Origin of the sequence: Xanthomonas sp. BRIP62418 (assembly GCF_003993495.1) — a bacterium.
Taxonomy (GTDB): domain Bacteria; phylum Pseudomonadota; class Gammaproteobacteria; order Xanthomonadales; family Xanthomonadaceae; genus Xanthomonas; species Xanthomonas euroxanthea.
In genome coordinates this window covers 200,585-220,471 of the sequence record NZ_QEZG01000034.1, presented here as the reverse complement: position 1 = coordinate 220,471, position 19,887 = coordinate 200,585, and the positions used below count along the sequence as shown (strand labels likewise).

21 protein-coding genes, 1 other RNA gene and 1 pseudogene are annotated in these 19,887 nt (G+C 59.9%); 7 read left to right on the top strand and 16 right to left on the bottom strand.

The annotated features are described in order from the left end of the window. Positions 1-136: 136 nt before the first annotated feature. The 9 genes from EO174_RS09810 to EO174_RS23340 all read right to left on the bottom strand — a co-directional run bounded on the left by EO174_RS09810 (position 137) and on the right by EO174_RS23340 (position 7,099). Positions 137-856: a DUF4238 domain-containing protein gene (locus EO174_RS09810; protein ID WP_081280518.1), complete on the bottom strand. Its 720-nt coding sequence runs from the start codon at positions 854-856 to the stop codon at positions 137-139. 430 nt (positions 857-1,286) lie between these two features. Next, on the bottom strand, positions 1,287-3,242 hold the full coding sequence (locus EO174_RS09805; protein ID WP_065031345.1) for a DUF3732 domain-containing protein: 1,956 nt from the start codon (positions 3,240-3,242) through the stop codon (positions 1,287-1,289). Beyond that, a complete protein-coding gene (locus EO174_RS09800; protein WP_065031346.1) occupies positions 3,239-3,727 on the bottom strand; it encodes a three component ABC system middle component in 489 nt (162 codons plus the stop codon). The genes EO174_RS09805 and EO174_RS09800 overlap by 4 nt, the downstream gene beginning before the upstream one ends. Further along, positions 3,724-4,947, bottom strand: a complete 1,224-nt coding sequence (locus EO174_RS09795; protein ID WP_065031347.1) for an ABC-three component system protein — start codon at positions 4,945-4,947, stop codon at positions 3,724-3,726. Before EO174_RS09795 ends, EO174_RS09800 begins: the two co-directional genes overlap by 4 nt. Before the next feature lie 167 nt (positions 4,948-5,114). Further along, a non-coding RNA gene (locus tag EO174_RS09790) (sX9 sRNA) lies at positions 5,115-5,190 on the bottom strand. An 80-nt stretch (positions 5,191-5,270) separates the two neighbouring features. Then, positions 5,271-5,867: a restriction endonuclease gene (locus tag EO174_RS09785; protein ID WP_081280519.1), complete on the bottom strand. Its 597-nt coding sequence runs from the start codon at positions 5,865-5,867 to the stop codon at positions 5,271-5,273. 320 nt (positions 5,868-6,187) lie between these two features. After that, entirely contained in the window at positions 6,188-6,595 is a 408-nt protein-coding gene (locus EO174_RS09780) for a hypothetical protein (protein WP_065031349.1), read from the bottom strand. Between the two features lie 57 nt (positions 6,596-6,652). Next, positions 6,653-6,946, bottom strand: a complete 294-nt coding sequence (locus tag EO174_RS23175) for an H-NS family nucleoid-associated regulatory protein (protein WP_231110579.1) — start codon at positions 6,944-6,946, stop codon at positions 6,653-6,655. A gap of 27 nt (positions 6,947-6,973) precedes the next feature. After that, positions 6,974-7,099: a hypothetical protein gene (locus tag EO174_RS23340; RefSeq protein WP_256359909.1), complete on the bottom strand. Its 126-nt coding sequence runs from the start codon at positions 7,097-7,099 to the stop codon at positions 6,974-6,976. Between the two features lie 585 nt (positions 7,100-7,684). On the opposite strand from EO174_RS23340, the pseudogene EO174_RS09770 reads away from it, so the two are divergent. Further along, positions 7,685-8,239 (top strand): annotated as a pseudogene (locus tag EO174_RS09770) (site-specific integrase); the annotation flags it as partial. Positions 8,240-8,253: 14 nt separating this feature from the next. Here EO174_RS09770 and EO174_RS09765 read toward each other — a convergent pair. Next, positions 8,254-8,601, bottom strand: a complete 348-nt coding sequence (locus EO174_RS09765) for a helix-turn-helix transcriptional regulator (protein ID WP_065031351.1) — start codon at positions 8,599-8,601, stop codon at positions 8,254-8,256. Positions 8,602-8,873: 272 nt separating this feature from the next. On the opposite strand from EO174_RS09765, the gene EO174_RS09760 reads away from it, so the two are divergent. Further along, positions 8,874-9,503, top strand: coding sequence for a hypothetical protein (locus EO174_RS09760; RefSeq protein ID WP_231110580.1), 630 nt, complete (start codon positions 8,874-8,876; stop codon positions 9,501-9,503). A 156-nt stretch (positions 9,504-9,659) separates the two neighbouring features. On the opposite strand, the gene EO174_RS09755 is transcribed toward EO174_RS09760, so the two are convergent. Further along, a complete protein-coding gene (locus tag EO174_RS09755) occupies positions 9,660-10,757 on the bottom strand; it encodes a hypothetical protein (RefSeq protein ID WP_065031352.1) in 1,098 nt (365 codons plus the stop codon). Between the two features lie 884 nt (positions 10,758-11,641). Here EO174_RS09755 and EO174_RS09750 point away from each other — a divergent pair. The 4 genes from EO174_RS09750 (at position 11,642) to EO174_RS23170 (ending at position 16,961) form a co-directional block, all read left to right on the top strand. Next, positions 11,642-12,391, top strand: a complete 750-nt coding sequence (locus EO174_RS09750; RefSeq protein WP_126944114.1) for a hypothetical protein — start codon at positions 11,642-11,644, stop codon at positions 12,389-12,391. Further along, positions 12,388-14,247, top strand: a complete 1,860-nt coding sequence (locus EO174_RS09745) for a hypothetical protein (RefSeq protein WP_065031354.1) — start codon at positions 12,388-12,390, stop codon at positions 14,245-14,247. Before EO174_RS09750 ends, EO174_RS09745 begins: the two co-directional genes overlap by 4 nt. Before the next feature lie 225 nt (positions 14,248-14,472). After that, positions 14,473-15,462 (top strand): hypothetical protein, encoded by a 990-nt coding sequence (locus tag EO174_RS09740; protein ID WP_065031355.1) that lies wholly within the window; start codon positions 14,473-14,475, stop codon positions 15,460-15,462. A 560-nt stretch (positions 15,463-16,022) separates the two neighbouring features. Then, positions 16,023-16,961 (top strand): hypothetical protein, encoded by a 939-nt coding sequence (locus tag EO174_RS23170; protein ID WP_065031356.1) that lies wholly within the window; start codon positions 16,023-16,025, stop codon positions 16,959-16,961. Positions 16,962-17,163: 202 nt separating this feature from the next. Here EO174_RS23170 and EO174_RS09730 read toward each other — a convergent pair whose 3' ends face one another. Genes EO174_RS09730 through EO174_RS09710 form a run of 5 tightly spaced genes read right to left on the bottom strand, consistent with a single transcriptional unit; the run spans position 17,164 to position 19,492 of the window. After that, positions 17,164-18,222 (bottom strand): DNA primase, encoded by a 1,059-nt coding sequence (locus EO174_RS09730; RefSeq protein WP_126944110.1) that lies wholly within the window; start codon positions 18,220-18,222, stop codon positions 17,164-17,166. Further along, the gene (locus EO174_RS09725) at positions 18,219-18,434 is read right to left on the bottom strand and encodes a hypothetical protein (RefSeq protein ID WP_126944107.1); all 216 of its coding nucleotides are present in this window, start codon (positions 18,432-18,434) and stop codon (positions 18,219-18,221) included. Before EO174_RS09725 ends, EO174_RS09730 begins: the two co-directional genes overlap by 4 nt. After that, positions 18,431-18,631 carry a hypothetical protein gene (locus EO174_RS09720; protein ID WP_126944104.1) on the bottom strand — a complete coding sequence of 67 codons (201 nt, stop codon included), beginning with the start codon at positions 18,629-18,631 and terminating at the stop codon, positions 18,431-18,433. The genes EO174_RS09725 and EO174_RS09720 overlap by 4 nt, the downstream gene beginning before the upstream one ends. A gap of 1 nt (position 18,632) precedes the next feature. Then, on the bottom strand, positions 18,633-19,163 hold the full coding sequence (locus EO174_RS09715) for a hypothetical protein (protein WP_005990183.1): 531 nt from the start codon (positions 19,161-19,163) through the stop codon (positions 18,633-18,635). Continuing rightward, the gene (locus EO174_RS09710) at positions 19,160-19,492 is read right to left on the bottom strand and encodes a hypothetical protein (RefSeq protein ID WP_241239997.1); all 333 of its coding nucleotides are present in this window, start codon (positions 19,490-19,492) and stop codon (positions 19,160-19,162) included. The genes EO174_RS09715 and EO174_RS09710 overlap by 4 nt, the downstream gene beginning before the upstream one ends. 68 nt (positions 19,493-19,560) lie before the next feature. Here EO174_RS09710 and EO174_RS09705 point away from each other — a divergent pair, with 68 nt between their 5' ends. Next, positions 19,561-19,860 (top strand): hypothetical protein, encoded by a 300-nt coding sequence (locus tag EO174_RS09705; RefSeq protein WP_104582042.1) that lies wholly within the window; start codon positions 19,561-19,563, stop codon positions 19,858-19,860. The last annotated feature ends 27 nt before the right edge of the window (positions 19,861-19,887 follow it).

The following is a 19,887-nucleotide window of genomic DNA, read 5'->3' as shown; positions in this document are numbered from 1 at the left end:
TCTACCCTGCTCCGCCCCAGAGTCACCTCCCCCTGAGCGGGGTGCGGATTCTTTTGAGTCTGCGCGCGATTTGCACTAGAGAATCAGGAAACGCCGTGCGTTGGCTCGAACTAGCTGCAAGGTCAGCTCGTAAAGATCAGGTGTCAACTGAATGGCCTTGAGCCGGTGGACAGCAGATTCCATGGAGAGCATGACTAGCAGATTTGGCCCTATCGGCATAAGAGCGTGCGTTCCTGGATCGTTGCCGATGGCCCAGCCGAAGTTGCCCGATGACAACTGCGCTGACTGCAATGGAAAGCAGGCTCGATCGCAGGTGATAGAGACGGGTTTTTGAGAAAAAATAGGTTGGAACTAGGCCTTGAAAGCGCTTGAGCAAGGTTGAATCAAAAGCTAATTTGGCCATGTCATGCGGTGTCTGCGACGCAAGCGCCGCTGCTTGAGCCGCATCCGACTGATCATGCTTAAGTTCATTCTGCAAAGCCTCGAGTGCAGCCGGCGTCCGGAAATAGGCTACTGCCGCGAGGCCCTTAATGGCAGTGTCGAGGCTTGCATCCGCACCTGCAGTAGCCAAATCGGCCGTGACTTGCGCAATGTTGGACCCACTAGCCGCAATCGCGTTCAAGGTCGCCGCATGCGGATCATAATTACTCTCGTAAGGCTGGAACATCTTCTCGATCGCGTTATCTGGGCGCGTGGCGTCGGCTTCGTAATAGAAGCGCTCGACACACACGTTTTCAGGCGATGATGAGAAATCCCTCTCCGACACTCGATCTTCGACGCGAACTTGGCCACGAGCGTCCGCCCAAGCCTTCAAGTAGGTGCGCGGTACATAGTGTTGCCGGACAGTACTGAGCATGGACGCGGCTCCTTAGAAGTCAGCTCATTGTGCGGCATCTTGCGAAAATCCCCAGCGCGGCTCATTTGGGTTTGAAGCGTCCCGGACGAAGGTCGAGCGTTGGCACCGGTCTTCGGTAGTACTTCACCGTCGGTGCAGAAGGTTTGCGAGCGCTCGTAGAAGAAAGCCGCCTGCGGAGCTCTTCATTGGCCGATCGGGCAGCGTTATTGACCGAAAGCAAACAGCCGCTACCCTCGATAAACCTCCCTAATCCTAGAAATCGGATAGCACCTCCCTGCTTAGCCCTGTGTGCCAAGGTCCGCTTTCGGCCAGGAGCGGACCTTAGTGAAGGACCGCTTTCTTCTGGATCCACCCAACGAACAGAGTGGAGGCCCACGTTACACCACCCCGCCAGCCCCCCATACCGGCCGTTGCATATCGGCTCGATGGATCAGTTCGCCGCTCCTGGCGGCCATTCCTCCGGAACCAGCGCGGGCGGCTTGGTCCACGGTTTCTCGACCAGCGCGTCTTGGAACCACTGATCGCGCAGGTTCGCATGCTCAGTGACGATCAGTTGGAAGCCTGGAACATCGTCCTGTGTGAACTTCAGCAACAACTCGAACAGCCGGCGCACCGCATCAAGGTCGGCGTCGGATTCCGTCTTCTGCACGGAACCGTCGGCATCCCTGTAGACCTGCTCGGAGGGGAAGTAGACCTGGGTTGGTTGGTCGATCAACAGGAAGCGCGGAATAGGACGGTTGTTCTGCGCCGCGAACAGGTGCAGGGCGAGCAGTGCTGACAGATGGTAGGCCAGATGGTTCTCGCCGCCGCCGGTCCTTCCCATCGGCACAGGACGCTCGGGTCGATCGAAGATTATTGTCAACTGCGGCAGGTTGAGCCGCGCAGGGTAAGGACCGAACTCGGCGTTGAACTTCTGGATGTATCGCGACACCTGTGCGGAGATGTTGTTGAGGATCGAGGTCAGGCGTTCGCTGCTGTCGTCGGCACCGATCTGCTCCTCAAGCTGCTTAACTTTGTTGATGAGACGGCGATTCTCTGCTTCCAGTTTGGCAAGATCCTCATTCGGGAGGAGCGTTTCCAGGAACAGGCTGATACGGCCGACCACGCGCGCGGCTGCGTTGTTGCGGGTGCCCATCTGGGCGATGACTTCGTTGGCCGAAATCGCCGCGGATAGCTCCGCTTCCTTCTGCTTGATATCGCCCGCGATCCCATCCGCTTTGCCGGTCAGTTCGGCGAGGTAGGCTTCGAGCTTGGGGCGCTGGCCGGTGGCGATGCGCAACTCTTTGTCGAGCGATTCCAATTCGTTGAGCAGGACGATGGCGACCGGGGATTCCAGCGCCAAGTTTTGCTCGCTGAACGGCCATTGCCATTCGCCACTGTCGGGGTTCTTCGGCAGTGCCTTGATTGAGGCCAGCCGGTCTATCTGTTCGGCGGCCTCGTTTTCGTAGCCACCCGCCCGCTTGGCGAACTGTCGTGCCGCGTCGATCCGGTTCTGAGTATCACGGCGATCCTGACGCAACTGGACTAACTCATCCTCCAGAAACGAAACCCGGCTGCCGTCGTCGTCTGGCACCCTCTCAGGCTTCCACGACAGCGCCGACCTCAGTGCGTCAATGATCCCGTCCGCATTCGGGTTCTCATCGGTGTTGCCAATGACCCCCACTGTCTTTGCTTCCGAGTAGAGGCCGATGGCTTGTTCATGCGATGTGTCGACGGCGTCGCGCGCTTGCTCTAGCTTCTTGTTGCTGACCCTCAGATCGCGCTGCGCTACGCGTAGCTTGGATTCCAGCTCGTAGCGATCGTGGGAGGAGACGCCAAGCAAGATTGGCAACGTGTCGCGGATCGCCTGCGGTTGGAACTGCTCGTTCTGGCGATAGAAAAGTTGATCCTTGTTGGCGACCAGTCCCTGCTTCTGGAACAGGTAGTAGAACGTGTGCTTGACGTTCGCGTCGTAACTATCTCGGCTGTGCTCAAGCGCGACTTCGGTGCGGTTCTCGGGAATTCCAAGCAAGCGCGACAGCAGTTCGACAATGCTGTCATCGTCAGTGTTGACCGCCAGATCCTTGAACTCGGGCACCTGCAATTGGGTACCCCTTCGCAACATTGCCGTGCTGCAACTGGCGCCACTGCCGGGCGGGGTCGGCTTGGCAATAAGCACTTGTTCTTTCTCGAACTGGTAGATCACCGCAAACCAAGACACTTTGTCCCGGATGATGCCTTCCGGGACGTTGAACGAGGAGCGTCCCATGCAGTATTCGATAATATCGGAGAGCGCAGACTTGCCGGTGGAGGAGCGACCGGTGATGACATTGAGTCCGTCTACCTTAAACCGGAGGTCTCGGCGCTGGCCGTCATGGCTGTAGATGTGGATGGATCTGATCTTCATGGACGAATCCCGAAAGTCGTATAAACGGTCGCCCGGTCGGCTATGCGTGCAAATTCCTTTCCGACGATCCGCGCCACTTTCTGGCAGGCGACGGTTTCGGCGGTGCCATCTACGCTCTTGCGGACCTTCCTGGGCACGGTCTGGATGCGACCGTCGTCCGTGACGGCGATGCAGCCTCTTTCCATTAGCAAACCGAACCCCTCGAAGGCATACGGCAACATCTGCGTGACCCGGTCCGCGAAGCCCACCATGATTTGCTGGTTCTTCTCCGCGGTCTTGAGCAGGTAGCTGCGTGGACTGCTGGCGATCACTTCGCGTGAATCCTTGTGCAGGCACAGGGGTAGTACAAGCAGCGACAGTGAGAAGGGCATGCCGCGGGCATCTTCTTCTTCGTAGCCATGCAGGGCGCGGAACAGGACCAAGCCACAGAATGCAGGGTTGAACAGGTTCCGAATCTCGAAGGGGCGCTGATCCCATCGCTTCACGATGCCACCCCCAGCACCTGGCCAAGGCGGTCGAGGAATCTGGGATGCCAGTAGACCTTGGGTTCGGGCGTGGCATCTGCCAGGATGTGGAAGCTGCCGCGAAGGACATAGGGCTCCGTCACCCGTGCGCGAATGCGTAGGGATTCGATCTTCCCAGTCTCAAATTCCGCCCAGTTGTAGAGCGCCGCGCCGGCTTCGCGCAGTGCTTCTTCCGCGCTGTCGTCCTTCAGCTTCTCGAAAGCGACATCCTTGTAGCGACCCCACTCATCGGTGAGGCGATCTTCGTACTCCTCGACCTCTCCCAACACAAGCAGGTTCTCGCGCGCCCAGGCCGATCGTTGTTCGAACGCCCGGTAATAATCCAGAATCGCGCTCCTGATCCGATTTGAGGAAATGCCGATCTCGCGCAGTTGGGCCACGAACAGGCGTGGGTCGGCATCAGTGTCGATCTCGTCTGCGGGCGCCTTTCCACGGAAGGTGATAGGTAAGTTGTCCGCCTTGTATTCCTCGGCGAAGTTCGAGAGCTTGTCCGAGACTTCGTAGCCGAAGATCCCTTCCGACTTGGCGCCAGTCAACTGCTTGATCATCGCATCGGTCCACCAACCCTCCAGCCGCTCGAAGACGAACTCTCGGTGCTCGCGCCGGATGCTTCGCATGTGCTTGTCCCTTATGAGCGCCGGGATGTCGCCGATGCGTGGGCTGCCATCGAGGATCAGGATGCGTTCGAGAAAATCCTGCTTTTCGGGATCTCTCAGTTCATTGAACGCCTTGGCGATCGGTGCGATGAGTTTTGATGTCGATTCGGCAAGCGCGGCATCGGCCAATTCGGTAAGCGTTGCCGCATCACGGGAGGCGACAGGCTGATCGGGGAGAAGATGGGCAAGGAACGAGCCGGTGGACACCGTGCCAGTGGTGAACAGGAAGAACCGCAGGTTCGACGCAGCGCGGCCATCTCTCTTGTACCGCACCAGCCAGATGTTGACGGACTTCCAGAAATCGGTTGATAGGTCGGTGAGCCTATCGCCGATCGCTTTGTGCTTCAACGAGGCCAAGGACTTGCCACCGTCGCCGTCTATGAAATCGAGGTCATCGTCCTTTTCGAGGAAGATGGAAGTATCTTCCGGCAATTGAAGCACTTGTAGCAGCGCGAGACGTGCCTGGTAGATATATCCCAGACCCTGCTCGCCGGCTGAAAACTTATCGGTGGGCGCATCGACCATGCAAAGTCCTTGTGCTGTTCTTGGAGGTCGGGGACGACGATAAGCTAGGGCCACATAGCGCATCTTCCGATGCGTTATGTCTTTACTCTCTTTTCCCCCGACTATGGCCGAAAATCCGCCCCCCCTGCCTGTCCATTCCTGGCAATAGTAACAAATCGTTTTAGAGCGGCTAACAAAACGTAGCGAGCAGCCGTCAGGTGGGCGCGGACGGCGCGCAGGAACGACAGTGTACGAGTGGTACATGAGGATTCTGAGCACCGGCCGCGCCCGCCTGGCGGCCGCGCAGTAGTTTTGTTAGCTGCTCTTAGCCGGGGGGATCAATTTTATATTTCGCTGCTGGGGCGGCGCATGGGCACCTCCACGACCTTGAGCCTGACTCGATTCTGGAGATTGTTGTGCTCTTCGAAGTAGCGTGCAGTCGAATGCTTCTTGACAGTACCATTGAGCCGTAGCTTGACCGACGAGAAGCACCGATTTGAATCAGGAACCACCAGATGGAAATGTAGTCGGCGACCTTGGTATTGTCTCGCAAGGTAAGCATCGGCCTTGTGCAGAATCCAACGAACTTCATTGGCGCTGATGCGCTTTCCGAATGTATATTTGCACTGGACGTAAATGGTCTCGTCATCGCGTTCAAGAACCAGATCCACGCCGCCGTCCACGAAGCCGAATTGAAGTCCTCGGTACGTCACCGCATAGCCTTGAGCCTCGAACTGCAAACCGACATGTCGTTCGTACACATAGCCCCAGTGAGAGGGTGAAAGCGAAGCGTAGGGGAAACAGTGAACTGACTTTCCGTCCTGGACCACGTGCAGCACTTTGTTCATGCTATCGAAAACTAGATGGCCGGATCTCAATGCTCGTCCGAGCCGCAGTCGTTCCTTCGTAGTGCTGCCTTCTCTTGTGGTTTCAGTCGTCATGATCTCTGCTGTTCGGCGTCGATGATCCTTCTCTCCGTTGACAACGATAGCCCAACTGGGCGTCTCCCGGCCTTGCCGGGCCGCGCTGTCGTGCTGCGCATAGATCCGAAGACGCCAACGCGACGTGGACCTAGCAGCACCGCCAAAACCAACTGGCCGGCTTGCCGGTGCAACAAAGCCCCCTTGCGGGGGCCTCGTTCGTCGGCGCTTGGGTGGGGATTCTCGTCCCCGCCCCCAACGCCGGGTGAGATGGCTTGGACGGCGCACCCATGGTAGCGAAAGCTCTTTGGGCCACCATCAGGGGCCATGTCGACCGGCTGTCAGACTTCTTCCAGGAACGTGTCGGATTTCTCAGCCAGCCACTGCTCCACGGCTTTTCCTTTGAGTTCCTGAGCCAAGTAGCTGGAGCAAAGCGAGGTGCCGTCCGAACGCAGGTTGGCCACCGTATGTGCGGCCAAGACTGCAGCCCCCAGAAGGTGTACCTGAGTGCGCCCGCTTTCCTCCCAACCCTTGGGGAGGGATTCAATGGCGGCCAAGGCCTCTTGCCCTGAAAGGTATTGGATGCAAGTGAGGTAGGACCACTGGAGGCCCACTTCCTCGCGCAAGCGCTTGCCGGCGGCCTTCTCGTCCAACCGGCCTTCAACACTGTCCAGCAACACTTGGGCGGCCGCGATGGCCTTGCCTTGGGGAGAGAGCCGGCTCTTCTTCTTGGGGAACGTTCCGCGCACGATCAGGCCTTCTTGGTTGCTTTCTTCGCAGGCTTCTTGACGGCCTTCCGGGCGGCTTTACTCACCGGCTCGCTTGCCTTCTTGACCACCATGGCGAGTGCCTTCTTCACTCTGCCATCGGCTGACGGGAACTTCACCGGGATAGACCTTAGCCCATGCCTTGCCCTCGGCGGACTTGGCCCATGCCTTAAAGGCCTTGGGGGCCAAGCCGCGGCCTGCCCAGGTTTCCCCGCTGGGAAGGAGGTACTTCGGAGCCACCTTGCCGAGCTTGCGGCACTTGCGGGACCGCGCGGCGTCCTTGGGTGCGCGCAACGGCTTGGCGTCGATCGTTTCCCCGATGAGCTTGGCCACCTGCTGCCGCTGGGCGGGGCTGAGGATCTACGCATACTTCTGGAGGACCACTAGGGCTTTCGGCACCTCGCCGTCGCGCTTCTCCACCAGTTCCTTCTGGGCTTCGAGCTGTTTGATCTCGGCATTGAGGGATTTCAGCGTGATCAGGGGCAAGGGAGGGCTTCGTTTGGGAATTCAACGGTTATAGCCCACCGCTGGGGCATGACCACCCGACACTGCCTAGGACTACCAGGAGAACCAAGTTTCCTTCAATTTTCCACTGGGTCACTTCGGGAACGGTTCTGGATCTTCTTTACATCTGGCTCAAGCTTCTTGTTCTGGTCCAGAAACTTGGGTCACCTCACAGCCGGGCGATGGCCGTGAGGTGATCCATCCCGGCCAGAGCGAACGTGCGCCGAGCCTGCCTCAGGTGGCAGTAGCCGATCAAACAGAGTGGCGATGAGGGGGGGCTGGCGCACATAACAGGCAATCGCTGAGGCGTAACGGTGCGCCATTGCGGTGCCTGGTGAATCGCCCAGAGCGCTGTAGACAGGCACCACCCTCACTGGATGTCCGCTATTGGCCAGAGGCGGACCTCTGCCCTACCCCCGATAACGCTCCCTAATCCTCTGCCCCGCCCTGCGCAGTGTCCGCTCTCGGCCGTACGCGGACATTCGTGCGGGTCAAGCGTGTCATGTTCATACTGGGATCACTCCTCGGCAGCGGTCCGACATATCGGCGCCGGTCTCAAGCAGAAAGCTGCTTTCCGCCTGTGACGACTCATTGGAGGGACTTCGAGATAAGGCACTGCTGCTGTTTGGTTTTGCCAGTGGCGGGCGCCGACGCAGTGAGATCGCGGCAGCTGACTGGCAGGACCTGCGCCGCATCGGCGAAGACGCTTTCATCTATCGGCTGGAGCACAGCAAAACCCAGCAGGCTGGTCCGAGCGCAACTGCCACACCCGACAAACCGGTGCTGGGCCGCGCAGGACTCGCCCTGGCTGAATGGCTGAGCGCGGCCGACATCACAGATGGGTCCCCTCTTCCGTCGCCTGTGGGTGAATGCGTCGGTCCTGCCCTGGCGCCGAAGGCGGTTGCAGCGATTGTGCAGCGGCGGGCATTGCAGGCGGGGTTGAACGGGGACTTTGCCGGCCACAGCCTGCGCTCGGGCTTTATCACCGAGGGCGGCCGCCAGGGCATCGCCCTGCCCGCCTTAATGGCGCTGACTGAGCATCGCTCCGTCGCGCAGGCGATCGGCTACTTTCAGGCCGGGGACGCGTCAAGCAACCCAGCGGCTCGACTGCTTGATCTCTAGCGCGGGCCAATGCGTCATCGGCCCTTGCGCGGCTCCCGCTTCGCAGGAGTTTTCTCAAGGCTTTTGAGCAGATCCTTCTTCTGGCGAACGGATAGGTCATTCCACTGCAGAAGCAGTTGGGCCAACAGCTCGTCTTCGGTGTAGAGAAACGCCGCGGGTATGCCAAGTACCTCAGCCAACTGTTTGGCTGTCTTGATCTGGGGTTCGTGCTTGCCGCGTTCGTACTGGTTGATACGTGGAGAGGCCACGGCGGGATCCAAGCCGGCAAGGATGCCGAGCTGCTTCTGAGATAGCCCGGCTCGTTCGCGCGCCTGTGCTAGCCGCAGCGCAAAAACCGGATGTTCTGCCGTCCGCCTGTTCACTTTTGCCCCCTCAAGGAGGGCTAAGGATGGCGGAAGTGACCGGCGCTTGGATACTAAGATATTCTTAGATGCCATGGCAACGGTCAGCACGCAGTCCGCGGTCCTGGATCGACTGCTCCTGGTCCTTCGTCGAACCGATGAACAACTCAAAAACGCAGTCTCGGGATCTAGTGCGTCCTGACGCCCCAACTATTAGCGACGTCCGTCATCTAGGCGGTCGTGGCGCCCTCTATCTTCTGGCTTTGGTACAAGCTCGCCACGCGCGAACACGCGTGGCGCCCACGGTGGAGGGCACTCACAGTGTTCTTTCGGTATTGGATGCGCTGGGGGTTGTCCGAGTCGAGCCGGAGGCCGGCCCGGATAGCCATACGATCGACGGTGACAAGATTGCCTGGTCCTACACTTGGCCACACGTCCTCTTCGAAGAACTGGAGGTGCGGCTCAAGGACTACCTGCAAAGTGAGGCTCAAGAGCCCCCTTATGCAGAGATGTGGTTAAGGGTCTGGCAGGAGCTGGTTCCGCAGGACGTGACAGCCTATCTTCGGCATCAATTGCGCATACATCAGTTTCCCGACTTTTTTCTTGTGGAGCTGGCCCGGCTACTCATGCTTTACGACTCGCTATACAGCCTGGGCCACTGGCGTTATGCATGCTGGGCAGCGGTGCGCAGCATGGCGTCGATATCCTTGCAATACCCTGGCAACGTCGAGATGTTGAAGTCCACGCTAAGCAGCGAATTGCCGCGGCGGCTCAGGCTCACTCAGGGCAGCTTGGAAGGAAAGCTTTGCTTTTCTCCGTCCTACTCTCTTCCGGACTGTGCGCTTACGTCGGTGTTCTCCACCGTCGCCACGCGACTGGGCGATCGGTACTGGATGTCGCCCCCAGCCCTCGAGCTGATCTAGCACCTACGGCTCTTTGCTTGCTCAACGTAGAAGCGATGCTCTTCATGGCGACGGGCCTCCTTGGGCCTGATTGTCGCAGAAATTTTAGTGCTGGCTGATCTAAATTACAGGGAGTAGGTCAACCTTCTAAGGCACGTACTGCGTGCCAATATAGGGCTAGGGGTTGGGGTTGAAGAACTCATCCAAGATGCCTGCGAGCCCGCGGAGAGCCCGGAATCTTGAGATATAGCGCAGCATCTCAACAGCGTCCTCATCAGAAGTGTTGAGGTTACCCAGGAAAATATCGTCAATCAGATCCTGCCGCTGCTGACGAATTGCTCTCGCAGTCTCCATCCACTCCTGATCCGCGTCGCCTTCAGAAAGTCGTTCTAGGATCTGGTCGCGAAGCACTTGATAGTTCTCTTGGAAGTCATCGAAAAATAGCTCCATGTCGCCGTCCCTTAGCACAATGGGCGATGTGTAGGAAGCCTCACATCTTTGCAGCATGTGGTGCGAGGTATACACCGACACAACAGGCAGCTCGGTGTGGCACCGATCCCGCCGCGTTCTGAAGCCCAGCACCTCAGGCGACACTGGGCCACTGGGCCGACGCAGCAGACGGACTTCAATCAGCGTCGCCAGCGCCTGGCCAACCAGGTGATGCGCATCCCATCGGGTCAGGATGCGGCGAACTGACCAGCGAAGCGCGTCCAGGTAGACGTCGGCCTCTTTGAGCGATAAGGCGTCCAACGCGAGCCGGAAGGAACATGCCAGCAAGGCAATGGCATCCACAGAAGCAAACTCGCCAATGTTGTAGGCGTTTTCCGCGATGGTGCGTAGGTCTCGATTGTCACTTGCTACATTCTTGAAACCGCTGCTTATAGCCACCACCCGCTGTGTAGGGGTCAGCCGAACCAATCCCAGCCTTCTCAATAGGTCAGCGTGGATCGCCCGAATCTGGTCTCCTGGCAGAACTTCGGGCCCTGTGAGTTGCCAGAACGGGGAGTTGTAAAGCGCCGCCGCTGCACTTTGGTGGTAGTCAGCGTGTACGGCCTCCACGAGCTTCAGGCCATTGATGCCCCGCAGCTTTCCCGGGTCGTTTCCGATGTGGAAGTAACGCTGAAACACTTTCCGGAGCGGACGTTGGGTGGACGTTCCACCATCAATCTTCTCCAGCCAGTGCTCATCAAGAGCATGCCAGGAGTCAACCTCCGGCGTGCACACCAGGACGATCCAGGCCCACAGGCGATGTCGCGTTAGCAGCGCGATGTCCATCGGGGCCGGACCAGGCCGCTTCGGGTGGTTCTTTGGAGTGTCAGTTCCCATGGGAAATGGCATGCCACCGGCACTCCGCAAACTGTGCAACAGTCTGGGGGAATACGCCACTCGTCGCCAAATCTAGCCATGAAAGTCTCTCTCATGCACGTAGGTTCCAAAGACGCACCCAGCCAACCCCTCGCGGATCTACTCGCAGAGCACGGTGAATTGGTGAGTGGCGGTGACCTCCAACGCTGCTTGGGTTTCAAGAGCGCCCGATCGTTTCAGCGTGCTCAAAAGGAGGGGCGACTGCCCGTCACCACCTTCTCGCTGCCCGGTCGACGAGGCGTGTTCGCGCGCACGCGCGACATCGCGGCTTGGCTTGGCTCCTTGGGGGCCGCCGGCTAGCGCTCATGGAGGGCGCGCCTTGCATCAGGGCCACGACAGAGTGGCCATCCACAAGAAGAGAGGTGCTGATCGCCTAGATTTGACGACCACAATGCAAAAAGCCCCTGCGAACAGGGGCTCGGGATGCAAACTTAGTTAGCGGCTAAGTGCGTCCAGGGGACCACGGTTCGCAGGCTCTGTCAATGCTTTCGCCCTCTTGGACGTAAAGGCACGGGCGGCATTTGCCTGGAGAACCTCATGCACATCTAAGGTCCACGCCCGCACTTAGCACGTGCCGGTCGACCCCATCGCCTTCCCGTCCTCCGCCACTAAGCACAGCGGCGCCGCCATTTCTGTGGAACTAGCGGCGGACCCTGGACCGACGGCCGTCGACGCACGCCATCGATTGTGGTGCACACGCCCTACCCCAACCGCAGTAAATCGCACTGCGGCGGTTACGGCTGTGCGCCTACCCATCAATCGAGGACGCGACGTACCACTTCCCTGGAGCACCCATGTCATTCATCTCACAAATGTCCCCGGGCAGCCCGGCTGCCTTGCCCCGAGCGATTGACCCGTCCGGATCGCTACACCAACCCGGGCCCCGCCCCTTCGAACCGCGAATCTACGGCAGACGCGAATTCGAAAAGCGCGACGTCTACGGTTTCCTTTCCATCAAGGAGGCGCGACCGGTGGAGGTCGACGGACTGCCGGCCATAGCGGTGGCACTGGCGCTCGAGTGCGATCCGCATATCGCGTGCTACACGGAGCGTCCCCGCACCCTACCCTTGGGCGACAAGAACACCGAGCTGCACTTTTGGGTGCGGCATGCCTCGGGTTTCGAGCAGTTCCTGCTGCTTGTGCCTGATGCCGACTGCGTACAAACCGTAGGTGGAATTCCGCGGCCGCGGGAAACTGAGCGTTGGCAGGCTATGGCACGTGATGCCGGCCTGCAGCTCCGCTTCGTGACCGAGCATGATGTACGTGTTGCCGGCGCGACGATTGCACAGCACAACCGACTACTGGCCTTTGCTCAGGTAGCGCAGTCACTGGGCAATCGTCTGGCATTGCGCGCACGAATCCTCGCCAACGTCGAGCAACAGTCGCGTGCGCGGATCGACCAGCTTGAGGCAGCGCTCGCACCGTTCGATTCGGCAGATGTCCAAGCGGTGACTTGCGAGCTGATCTGCCTCGGAGCCCTTGACTTTGATCGCGAGCAAGAACTCACCCGGCGTTCGGTTGTTGCGCGGAGGAATCGCACATGAAGCCGCGCTTCACCATCACCGAGGCCGACGCGCTTCTAGCCTTGCCGCGGCCGGACACAAAAGCGATGACGGACCGGACTGAGGAGGAAAAGCAAGCTATCGATAATCGCGTCGGCGCATTGGTGGCTCTGTTGGAGGGAGCGCCGATCTCGCAAGTCGCTACGGCGTATTCCATATACCCCAAGACACTGCGTCGAATGCTGGACCTTTGTGCCAAGCCCGCCATCAACGGCGGGATCAATGGCTTCGCGGTATGCATTCCAGGGGCGCGACTTGTAGATCCACAGCCCCGCCACACCGGCCTCCCGCCACAGGGCCGGGCACATGCGATGACGCAGCTGGTCCTGGCAATTCCAGAGCTCGGCGCTTTAGTCGCTAAGTTCAAGGGAGAAGTGCCCACACGAACGCGAACTAGTCCTGCATTCGATCGACTCTACGCACACATCAAGCGGATGCTGAAAGAAAAGGGGTTGGATGATTGCTACCCGCTCAACACGCGCGATGGTGGTCGTAGAGCGCTGTCGACGTTCATAAGGCGCTCGCGCGAGCACAACGCCGACCAAGCGATGGCTTTTTCGGCGCCCATGGCCTTGACGAAATGGAAGGAACTGGCAGACATCCGGCCGTTCGATGAGATGCAGTTCGATGGGCACTACATTGACCTCAAGGACCAGTGTGTCGCAATACCACTGCCCGATGGCACTTCGGTGCTTGCAAAAATCTCTGGGCTCCTGCTGCTTGTTGAGTTCGATGTGGGGTCGCGCGCCTGTGTTTCTTGGCAGGTGGTCATTGACGCTTCCTACGATCAGTTTGACCTGCTGCGAACATTGTCCGCTGGGCTCACGCCGTGGCATCCGCGTGACCTCAGTGATCGTCGTATGCGCTATCTGCCTAATGCGTGGATGCCTGCGGCAATGCCGGGCCTGTTGCCTCGTGCGCTCAAGCTGTCGCTTGACAACTTCTCTGGTCATTTGGCCAAGCATGCCCGCCGCACGATGCTGCACCACCAACTCGGCATCTATAGATTCGGTGTCGCTGGAATTCCGCAAACCCGCGCCGAGATTGAAGCGTTCTTCAAGCTCATCGAACAGAAAGTGCTCCGCTTCCTCGCCGGAGGATTCGAGCCAGAGACGAAAAATCGGGTTGAGCAGAAGGTTTCTACACGCATGGCGTCGAACTATCCGATCTTCGCCGACTTGCTGGAGGACTTTCTCGATGTCGCCATTAGTACCTATAACGTGTCCGCACATGCGGAACTGCATAATCGCAGCCCGCGCGAGGTCGCCGAACGCTACATCGAGCTTGGTGGCATGCCACTGCGCTCCTCGCGCACGGCCGACGACGCGCGCGATATGCGGCGAATCCGTGTCCAAGTGACCATTCGCGGGAGTAAGAGCGGCGATGTTCTACCGCACGTCAACTACGGATATGGCACCTATCGTAGTGACACGCTCAATCCCCGTACGGACTTGATCAGCGAAAAGTTCCACGGCTACATCGAAGACGATGACGCCCGATTCCTAACATTGCTCGATGAGCGTGGCCTGCCTTACATCACGCTGCAGACGCTACCTCCCTATGCACGCACGCCCCACACGCTCGCCGAACGCAAGCGTGCCGAAAAGCTGAAAAGGTCCCATTCGGGGCGCTGGGAGGGTATCGACGACTTAATCGAGGCCTATCACGCCGACGTCCGCGAATGCGCACGACATCTCAAGTGGGCGGCGGACGAAGTTGCCAGTGGCGCTTCGCCCCGTGCACCAGTTGACCGGCCGCTCGGCACCTCCAGCGGCGCGGCGCAAACGCTGGCGGGACTTCCGCCACGTGGCGGGCCGGTGAACCTCCGCCGGCGCTGAACCGTTGCCTCTTCATTTATGGCGGCGGATCGCCGCCTTGGAGTTCAATCATGAAAACCAACAGACCCCATTGCTTAGACGGCACGACGTCCTATCAGATTCAAAGCTTTGCTCGTGTTGGCAAAACAAGCGCAATCCAGCTGTCTAGCGATCCTGTCCATCAAGACCCGCGCGAGTCCGACGAAAGTACGACTAGTCGCTCAACCGCATCCCAGGAGGCGAGCCATGACGACTGATGCTCGCCATCCCATGCTGCGCTTCAAGCGCCCACTGATTATCACGCGCCCTGGCGAACGATTGGCCGGTGATGCCAGAAACAGTATCGAGATTGGCTCTGATGCGATCTGGATCGATGGCTTCGGTCGCATCGGCAAGACCTATGGTGTTCGCCAACTTATCCAGACCGATGCTTGGCGGCCGTTCCCAATGTATATGATCGAGTTCAGCTATACAAAGCCGGCCAAGCCAGGCGAAGGCTACTTTGCCAGTTCCTTACTGCTGCAGCAAGGGCAGACGGTCGCGGCAAGCGCGACAAGTAACGGCACGCTCATGCGTGCAGTTCGCATGTTCCAGGAGGAAGGCCACCGTCAGGGCGCGCAAGTGATCGGCGTGGCTTTCAACGAGGCAAACCGCTTCACTGCCGACGAGTACGAGCACGTCATGTCGATCGTGAATGAGTGTGAGAAGACCGGGCGAATCTTCTTTTTCTTTATCAATCAAACCGACTCGGGGCGCTTCGACCGTTCGGCGATTGACAGGCGTCCGCCCCGCCACATTTATGGACGCTTCTTCACCACCTCCCACCACTACACGGGTCTGCTGTGGGAGATCCCTAAGGCCGATCGAGAACATCAACTTGCCTCGGACGTGGCCCTTGCCTTTCGTGAGTATGACGAGGAGCTAGTTTGGCCCGAAGGATCTGGCATCTCTTATACGCAATATTTTGCACCCAAGGCATACGCGCTGGGCTGGCGGTTGGGTACTCAGGTCGATCTCATCCGCTTAGTGATCAATTCCCTGCGTGCCGAACACGGCCTGCCTGACGTCGTGGAATGGCCGATGCAGTCATTCGAACGATTCGTGTACTTTATCCTGGTCCGAGTAGCCTACGAGAATCCGGAGTTCAGTGAACTCACGGAAACAAATATTCGTGGAGGGCTGCTACGCGCGGGCTACCTGGAAATCGAGCCGGGCTATCGGGGCATGCCGGCATGATCATTCCTGCTGCTCAGCCGAGCCGCCCTATCACGCTACGAGGGACAGTATCGCGCGACTCCTTGACGCCGTTTGCTTCTTCGCTGACGACTCCGTTTGTGGGTATGGACCTTAGAGTCCTACCTGCAACATCTGCCTTCGGGTTACTTGCGCGGCTCGTGCGGCTCAATGCCCTTGACCCGATCGACCTCTTTCGGCTTTTTGGAATCCGCAGCCGCCGGGCGGATGACCTATCGGAGCTGATGACCTTCTCTGACGTTCGCCAAGCGGCTCTGGCTCGCGCCCTGCACCTACCCACAGTGCCGCCGACGTGGAATCTGACGGCATGGTTCCCCTTTCAGGCGCCCTCGAACATCCTCAAAACTGGTTGGGTACTCCGCTATTGCCCGCAGTGCATGCATTCAGGCTACCACACGCTACTACATCAATTACCCTGGATCCAACGTTGTCCTTGGCACGGCGTTGCACTACAGAACACGTGCATGCGCTGTGGCAGGAAGCCGACCGCGCTCGCCGATTGGTGCTTCGACGAGAATCTAGCGTGTGAATGTGGACACTCCTTGCTGTCGACCGAGGCAGCTCTCAAGCAATCGGCTGGTCCGCCCTCAGGGGCCGCTGACTTCCTCGCTATCTACCTGGACTGGGCCACCAGCGAAAGAGGACGCACCATTCTCGTCATGCCGGAACTGCCGGCCGACGCGGCGGCAGCACTGGCGGGCCTTGTTCAGTTGCCGAAGGCTTTGGAGTGGAGGTGTGGCAAGCCTCAGGTCGCTCTTCACAAGCGTTCTTGGCGAACCACCATCCATGGTCCCCGCTGTAATCAGGAAGCTCTTAGGCAGCTCGACACGTTGCGGCAGGACCGCCCTGGTTTCCTTACCGTCCCTGCTCAGATTCGACCGGCGGTCGCAAATGTAGCGGCAGATCTAGCACTCAAGCTGCCCGCGAGTACTCTCACCGACCGTGAAATGACGCTGTTCTTAACTGGAGTCGGTATCGAGGCGCCGGCGACCTTTCGACCCGCCCGGCGAGGGTTCTCCGGATCACTCTCCGCACTTCCCCCCTGGGAGGTTGCCGGGCAGCAGTTCCTCAATCTTGCCTGCCTTCACCCTGCGTCCTACCGTTCTGTCGTGAAGTTGATCGACATCGCGCTGGATGGCAGGTCACTCTTCGACTTCCACGGCCAGGCCAAGATGGAAGAGCTAAATCTCTTGATCAAGGTATGTGGGTGTCTTCTGACGCGCGGGTATGCCGAAGGCCTCAGAGCCACGCTGTCGCAACACATCCCCGACCTGTTTGGAATGCGGCGGGACTGCCCTCATCTGACACAGCCCTGGATGCTAGCGGTTGTCAATCGTACGAGGCTAGCTGAAGTACACGCCACGTGGTACCCGCTGGGAACTCCCTACATGGCAGCAAGTTTGCTCGAAGAAGCAGATGAGGCTAATCAGCGTCGCGAACGAGCTCACGGCCGAGGGCGGCCAAGGAGTCACCGTCAATAACGGGCATCAATGAGTGCGTTACCTGGATTACTAGGCATTCTTAAGTGCGGGGCCACAAACATGGCCCCTTTTGAATGCGTAGCGCGCAAGGATGGTTCATCGAGAGTGCACAGGCTCACGCACTGTTACATGCTCCAAAATGAGGAGTGCTAAGAAAAATCAAGGACATAGCGAGCGCACTTTAGAGTGCGGTGTACAGGTGTCACTGCGCATGGCCTGGCACCACGGTGACTTCGATCACTCGCCCGGCTGCCCAAGCTGACAGCTGCCGTGGCGTCCAGCCATCGCGCTCCAACGCGTCGGCAATGTCCCAGCCATCCGGCATGCCATCGGTGTCGATCAACCGCACGCTCTGCGCACCTGCGCGCATAGCCAGCTGCGCCAAGCCTGGGATGTAATGGCCGGCATCGTTCCGCCACCCCAGCATCGCCTTGCGCCCGGCTGCATCCGCGTCCGGCCACAGCACCACGTTGCGTCCGGCCAACGGCCGCCAGTCCGTCTTGGGTACGGCATTGCTGCCGCCCGGCCACGAGGCGACGGCATACCGCTCCCACGCGCCAGCGCCAGCCGCGCGGCATTTTTCGCCTTCAACCAGCAACACGTCGGCCTGCGGTTTGGCCGCCAGCGCATCCAGGCCGCAGATCGGGCGCGGCGCCGGGAAGTGTTGGATGCACCACTGCCGCTTGCCGTCCGGTCCCACGCACCACGTCACCTGCGGCGTCCACTTCTTCACCTTGCGCGTCTGCCGGTCGGTGAACTCGGCGCGCAGAACATAGCCCAACAGCCGGCCCTCGCCATCGCGGTAAGCATCGGCCCGCACCACACGCATGCGTCGCAACCGGCCCCGCTTCGGATTCCAGATCGGCACCGTCCAGCCGTTGCCGGCGAGCAGGTCAGGCGCATCATCCGGCACCGGCATCAGCGGCACCCAGGTCACATCGAGCGGCGCTTCGATATCCACGCGCACGCCATCGCGGGCCTGGCGGAAGTCTTGCGCGCCCAGCTGCACGCATGCCTCGTGGAAATCACAGCCAGTGATCGCCATCAGGAAGCCGATCACGTCAAAATGCGCGCCACAGCCGAAGCAGTGCACGAACCCCTTGGCCGGGATCACGGTGAACGAAGGCGACGACTCGTTGTGAAACGGGCAGAGGCCCGCGTATTCCTTGCCGGTGCGGCGTAGCTGCACATAGCGCTCCACCACAGCCACCAGGTCCACCGCAGCCTTGAGCTGCTCGACGTCGATCTTGTTGTGCGTCATCGGCCCCCTCCCCCTTTCAACTGCTCGCGCCGGGCCTGCGCCCGGTACTGCACCCGCAGGTAATCGGCAATGCGTGCACGACAGCCGATACCGCCAGTGCAGATGGCCACGTGCTCGCAGTGCTCTGGCAGCACATCGATTGCGGCTTTCCACTGCTGGCGCGGTGCCTTGGCGATATCCAGCGCCTTGGTGATGCAGCGGCTCACGCTCATCGCTGCACATCCAGCGGCAACACGGCCTGCGGATTGTTTCGCTCCTCGTCTTGCACGCGGTAACGCTCACGTTGGGCAAGTGCTTCGTCACCGGCGATACCAGGCACATCGCTATACAGCAGCTGCAACGCCTCAGCCACGTAGCGCTGCGCGGTGGCGCTCAGCATGCGGGTGCGTGGCGCGTGGTCGATGGTCATCTCAACCACGCTTCCGGCCTTTGGCAGCCGCCCGGCGCACGTTGCGCTCCAGGCGGTGGCACATGGTGCGGATGGCCTGCAGCTCGTCCACCATCAGGTCGGCCTCCTGCAGCGAAAGATGCGCATCGTCCAGCGCTTCCAATGCCACACCAGACAGGCGCCCCGCGTGCTTGGCCACGTGCAGTAGCTTGGCTTGCATCGCCGCCACCTCGTCCGGCCAGCCGTTGTCGGGCGCCGGCGGTACGAAGTCCATCGCCAAATCGAATTGCGCACCCAGCGATTGAATCCAGCACGTCGCCTGGGCCTGCCCGGCGCTCAGCTCCTGCATCCACTCAGTGAGCATCTCCGCCATCTCCATCGAGAGCGACTCACCCTCCAGGCCGCGCAGCTTCTTGCGCAGCGATTCCGCCGCAATGGTTTTGCCGCGGCGCTCTGTCAGGTAAGCAGCAGCCGCGCGCACATTGCCTGGCATCTGCGACACCGCGTTGTACAGCGCGTCGCGCCAATAGATGTCTGAGCGTTGGCACGTCATCGCGCACCACCCTGAAACATCGGGCAGTTCATCGTGGTGGCCGCCTGGTCGGCCGACGCACCATGTGCGTCATGCACAGCATCACCCCACTCCTGCGGTTCACCGCCTTGCGGCGCTACGACTTGCGCACGGGCATCGGCGATGTCGTCGCTGTCTTCTTCGTTGCCGAGCAGACCGGAGCAGAACGCGACCAAGCCGGCAACGGTCAAGACAATCGCGACAGCGTTGCGAAGCATCCCCGGCATGGCTGAAACAGCTGGCGCCGAGGCGCCCTGCTCCCAACGCCGGCGAACAGTATCAAGCACCAGTTCGTCGCTGGGCTTACGCATAGGTGCCACCCTCCTCGCGATATGCTGGAACCCCCACGGCACCAACAAAGGCCCGCAAGGAGGGCGACATGGACGAACGCGACAAGAAGATCGACCTACTGGAAAAGGAACTCGAGCAGCTGCGCGGCGAATTCCGCCTCACGCTCGGCAGGACAAACGGCCTGCACTTGGCTGTATTGACCATGGCGCGGCACCGCGGAAGACCAACGGAAGAAGTCATTGCGCACCTCGACCAAGCCATCGAAGCGATCGAGGCAACAGGCCTGCATACGCCCCTGCACGACATGACGCTGGAGGAGCAGCTTCGGGTGGCAAAGCAGATTTCGCAGGTTCTCCAAGCGAGTACGTTCGAAGCTCCACCCCAGTAACTGAGCCTGTCACTGCGTCAACCACCA

What these genes read in the sequence shown, in the direction of transcription:
- EO174_RS09810 (WP_081280518.1), bottom strand. Translation starts at nt 856, where the DNA reads ATGCTCAGTACTGTCCGGCAACACTATGTACCGCGCACCTACTTGAAG.
- EO174_RS09805 (WP_065031345.1), bottom strand. Translation starts at nt 3,242, where the DNA reads ATGAAGATCAGATCCATCCACATCTACAGCCATGACGGCCAGCGCCGA.
- EO174_RS09795 (WP_065031347.1), bottom strand. Translation starts at nt 4,947, where the DNA reads ATGGTCGATGCGCCCACCGATAAGTTTTCAGCCGGCGAGCAGGGTCTG.
- EO174_RS09785 (WP_081280519.1), bottom strand. Translation starts at nt 5,867, where the DNA reads ATGACGACTGAAACCACAAGAGAAGGCAGCACTACGAAGGAACGACTG.
- EO174_RS09755 (WP_065031352.1), bottom strand. Translation starts at nt 10,757, where the DNA reads ATGGACATCGCGCTGCTAACGCGACATCGCCTGTGGGCCTGGATCGTC.
- EO174_RS09750 (WP_126944114.1), top strand. Translation starts at nt 11,642, where the DNA reads ATGTCATTCATCTCACAAATGTCCCCGGGCAGCCCGGCTGCCTTGCCC.
- EO174_RS09745 (WP_065031354.1), top strand. Translation starts at nt 12,388, where the DNA reads ATGAAGCCGCGCTTCACCATCACCGAGGCCGACGCGCTTCTAGCCTTG.
- EO174_RS09740 (WP_065031355.1), top strand. Translation starts at nt 14,473, where the DNA reads ATGACGACTGATGCTCGCCATCCCATGCTGCGCTTCAAGCGCCCACTG.
- EO174_RS09730 (WP_126944110.1), bottom strand. Translation starts at nt 18,222, where the DNA reads ATGACGCACAACAAGATCGACGTCGAGCAGCTCAAGGCTGCGGTGGAC.
- EO174_RS09725 (WP_126944107.1), bottom strand. Translation starts at nt 18,434, where the DNA reads ATGAGCGTGAGCCGCTGCATCACCAAGGCGCTGGATATCGCCAAGGCA.
- EO174_RS09720 (WP_126944104.1), bottom strand. Translation starts at nt 18,631, where the DNA reads ATGACCATCGACCACGCGCCACGCACCCGCATGCTGAGCGCCACCGCG.
- EO174_RS09715 (WP_005990183.1), bottom strand. Translation starts at nt 19,163, where the DNA reads ATGACGTGCCAACGCTCAGACATCTATTGGCGCGACGCGCTGTACAAC.
- EO174_RS09710 (WP_241239997.1), bottom strand. Translation starts at nt 19,492, where the DNA reads ATGCGTAAGCCCAGCGACGAACTGGTGCTTGATACTGTTCGCCGGCGT.
- EO174_RS09705 (WP_104582042.1), top strand. Translation starts at nt 19,561, where the DNA reads ATGGACGAACGCGACAAGAAGATCGACCTACTGGAAAAGGAACTCGAG.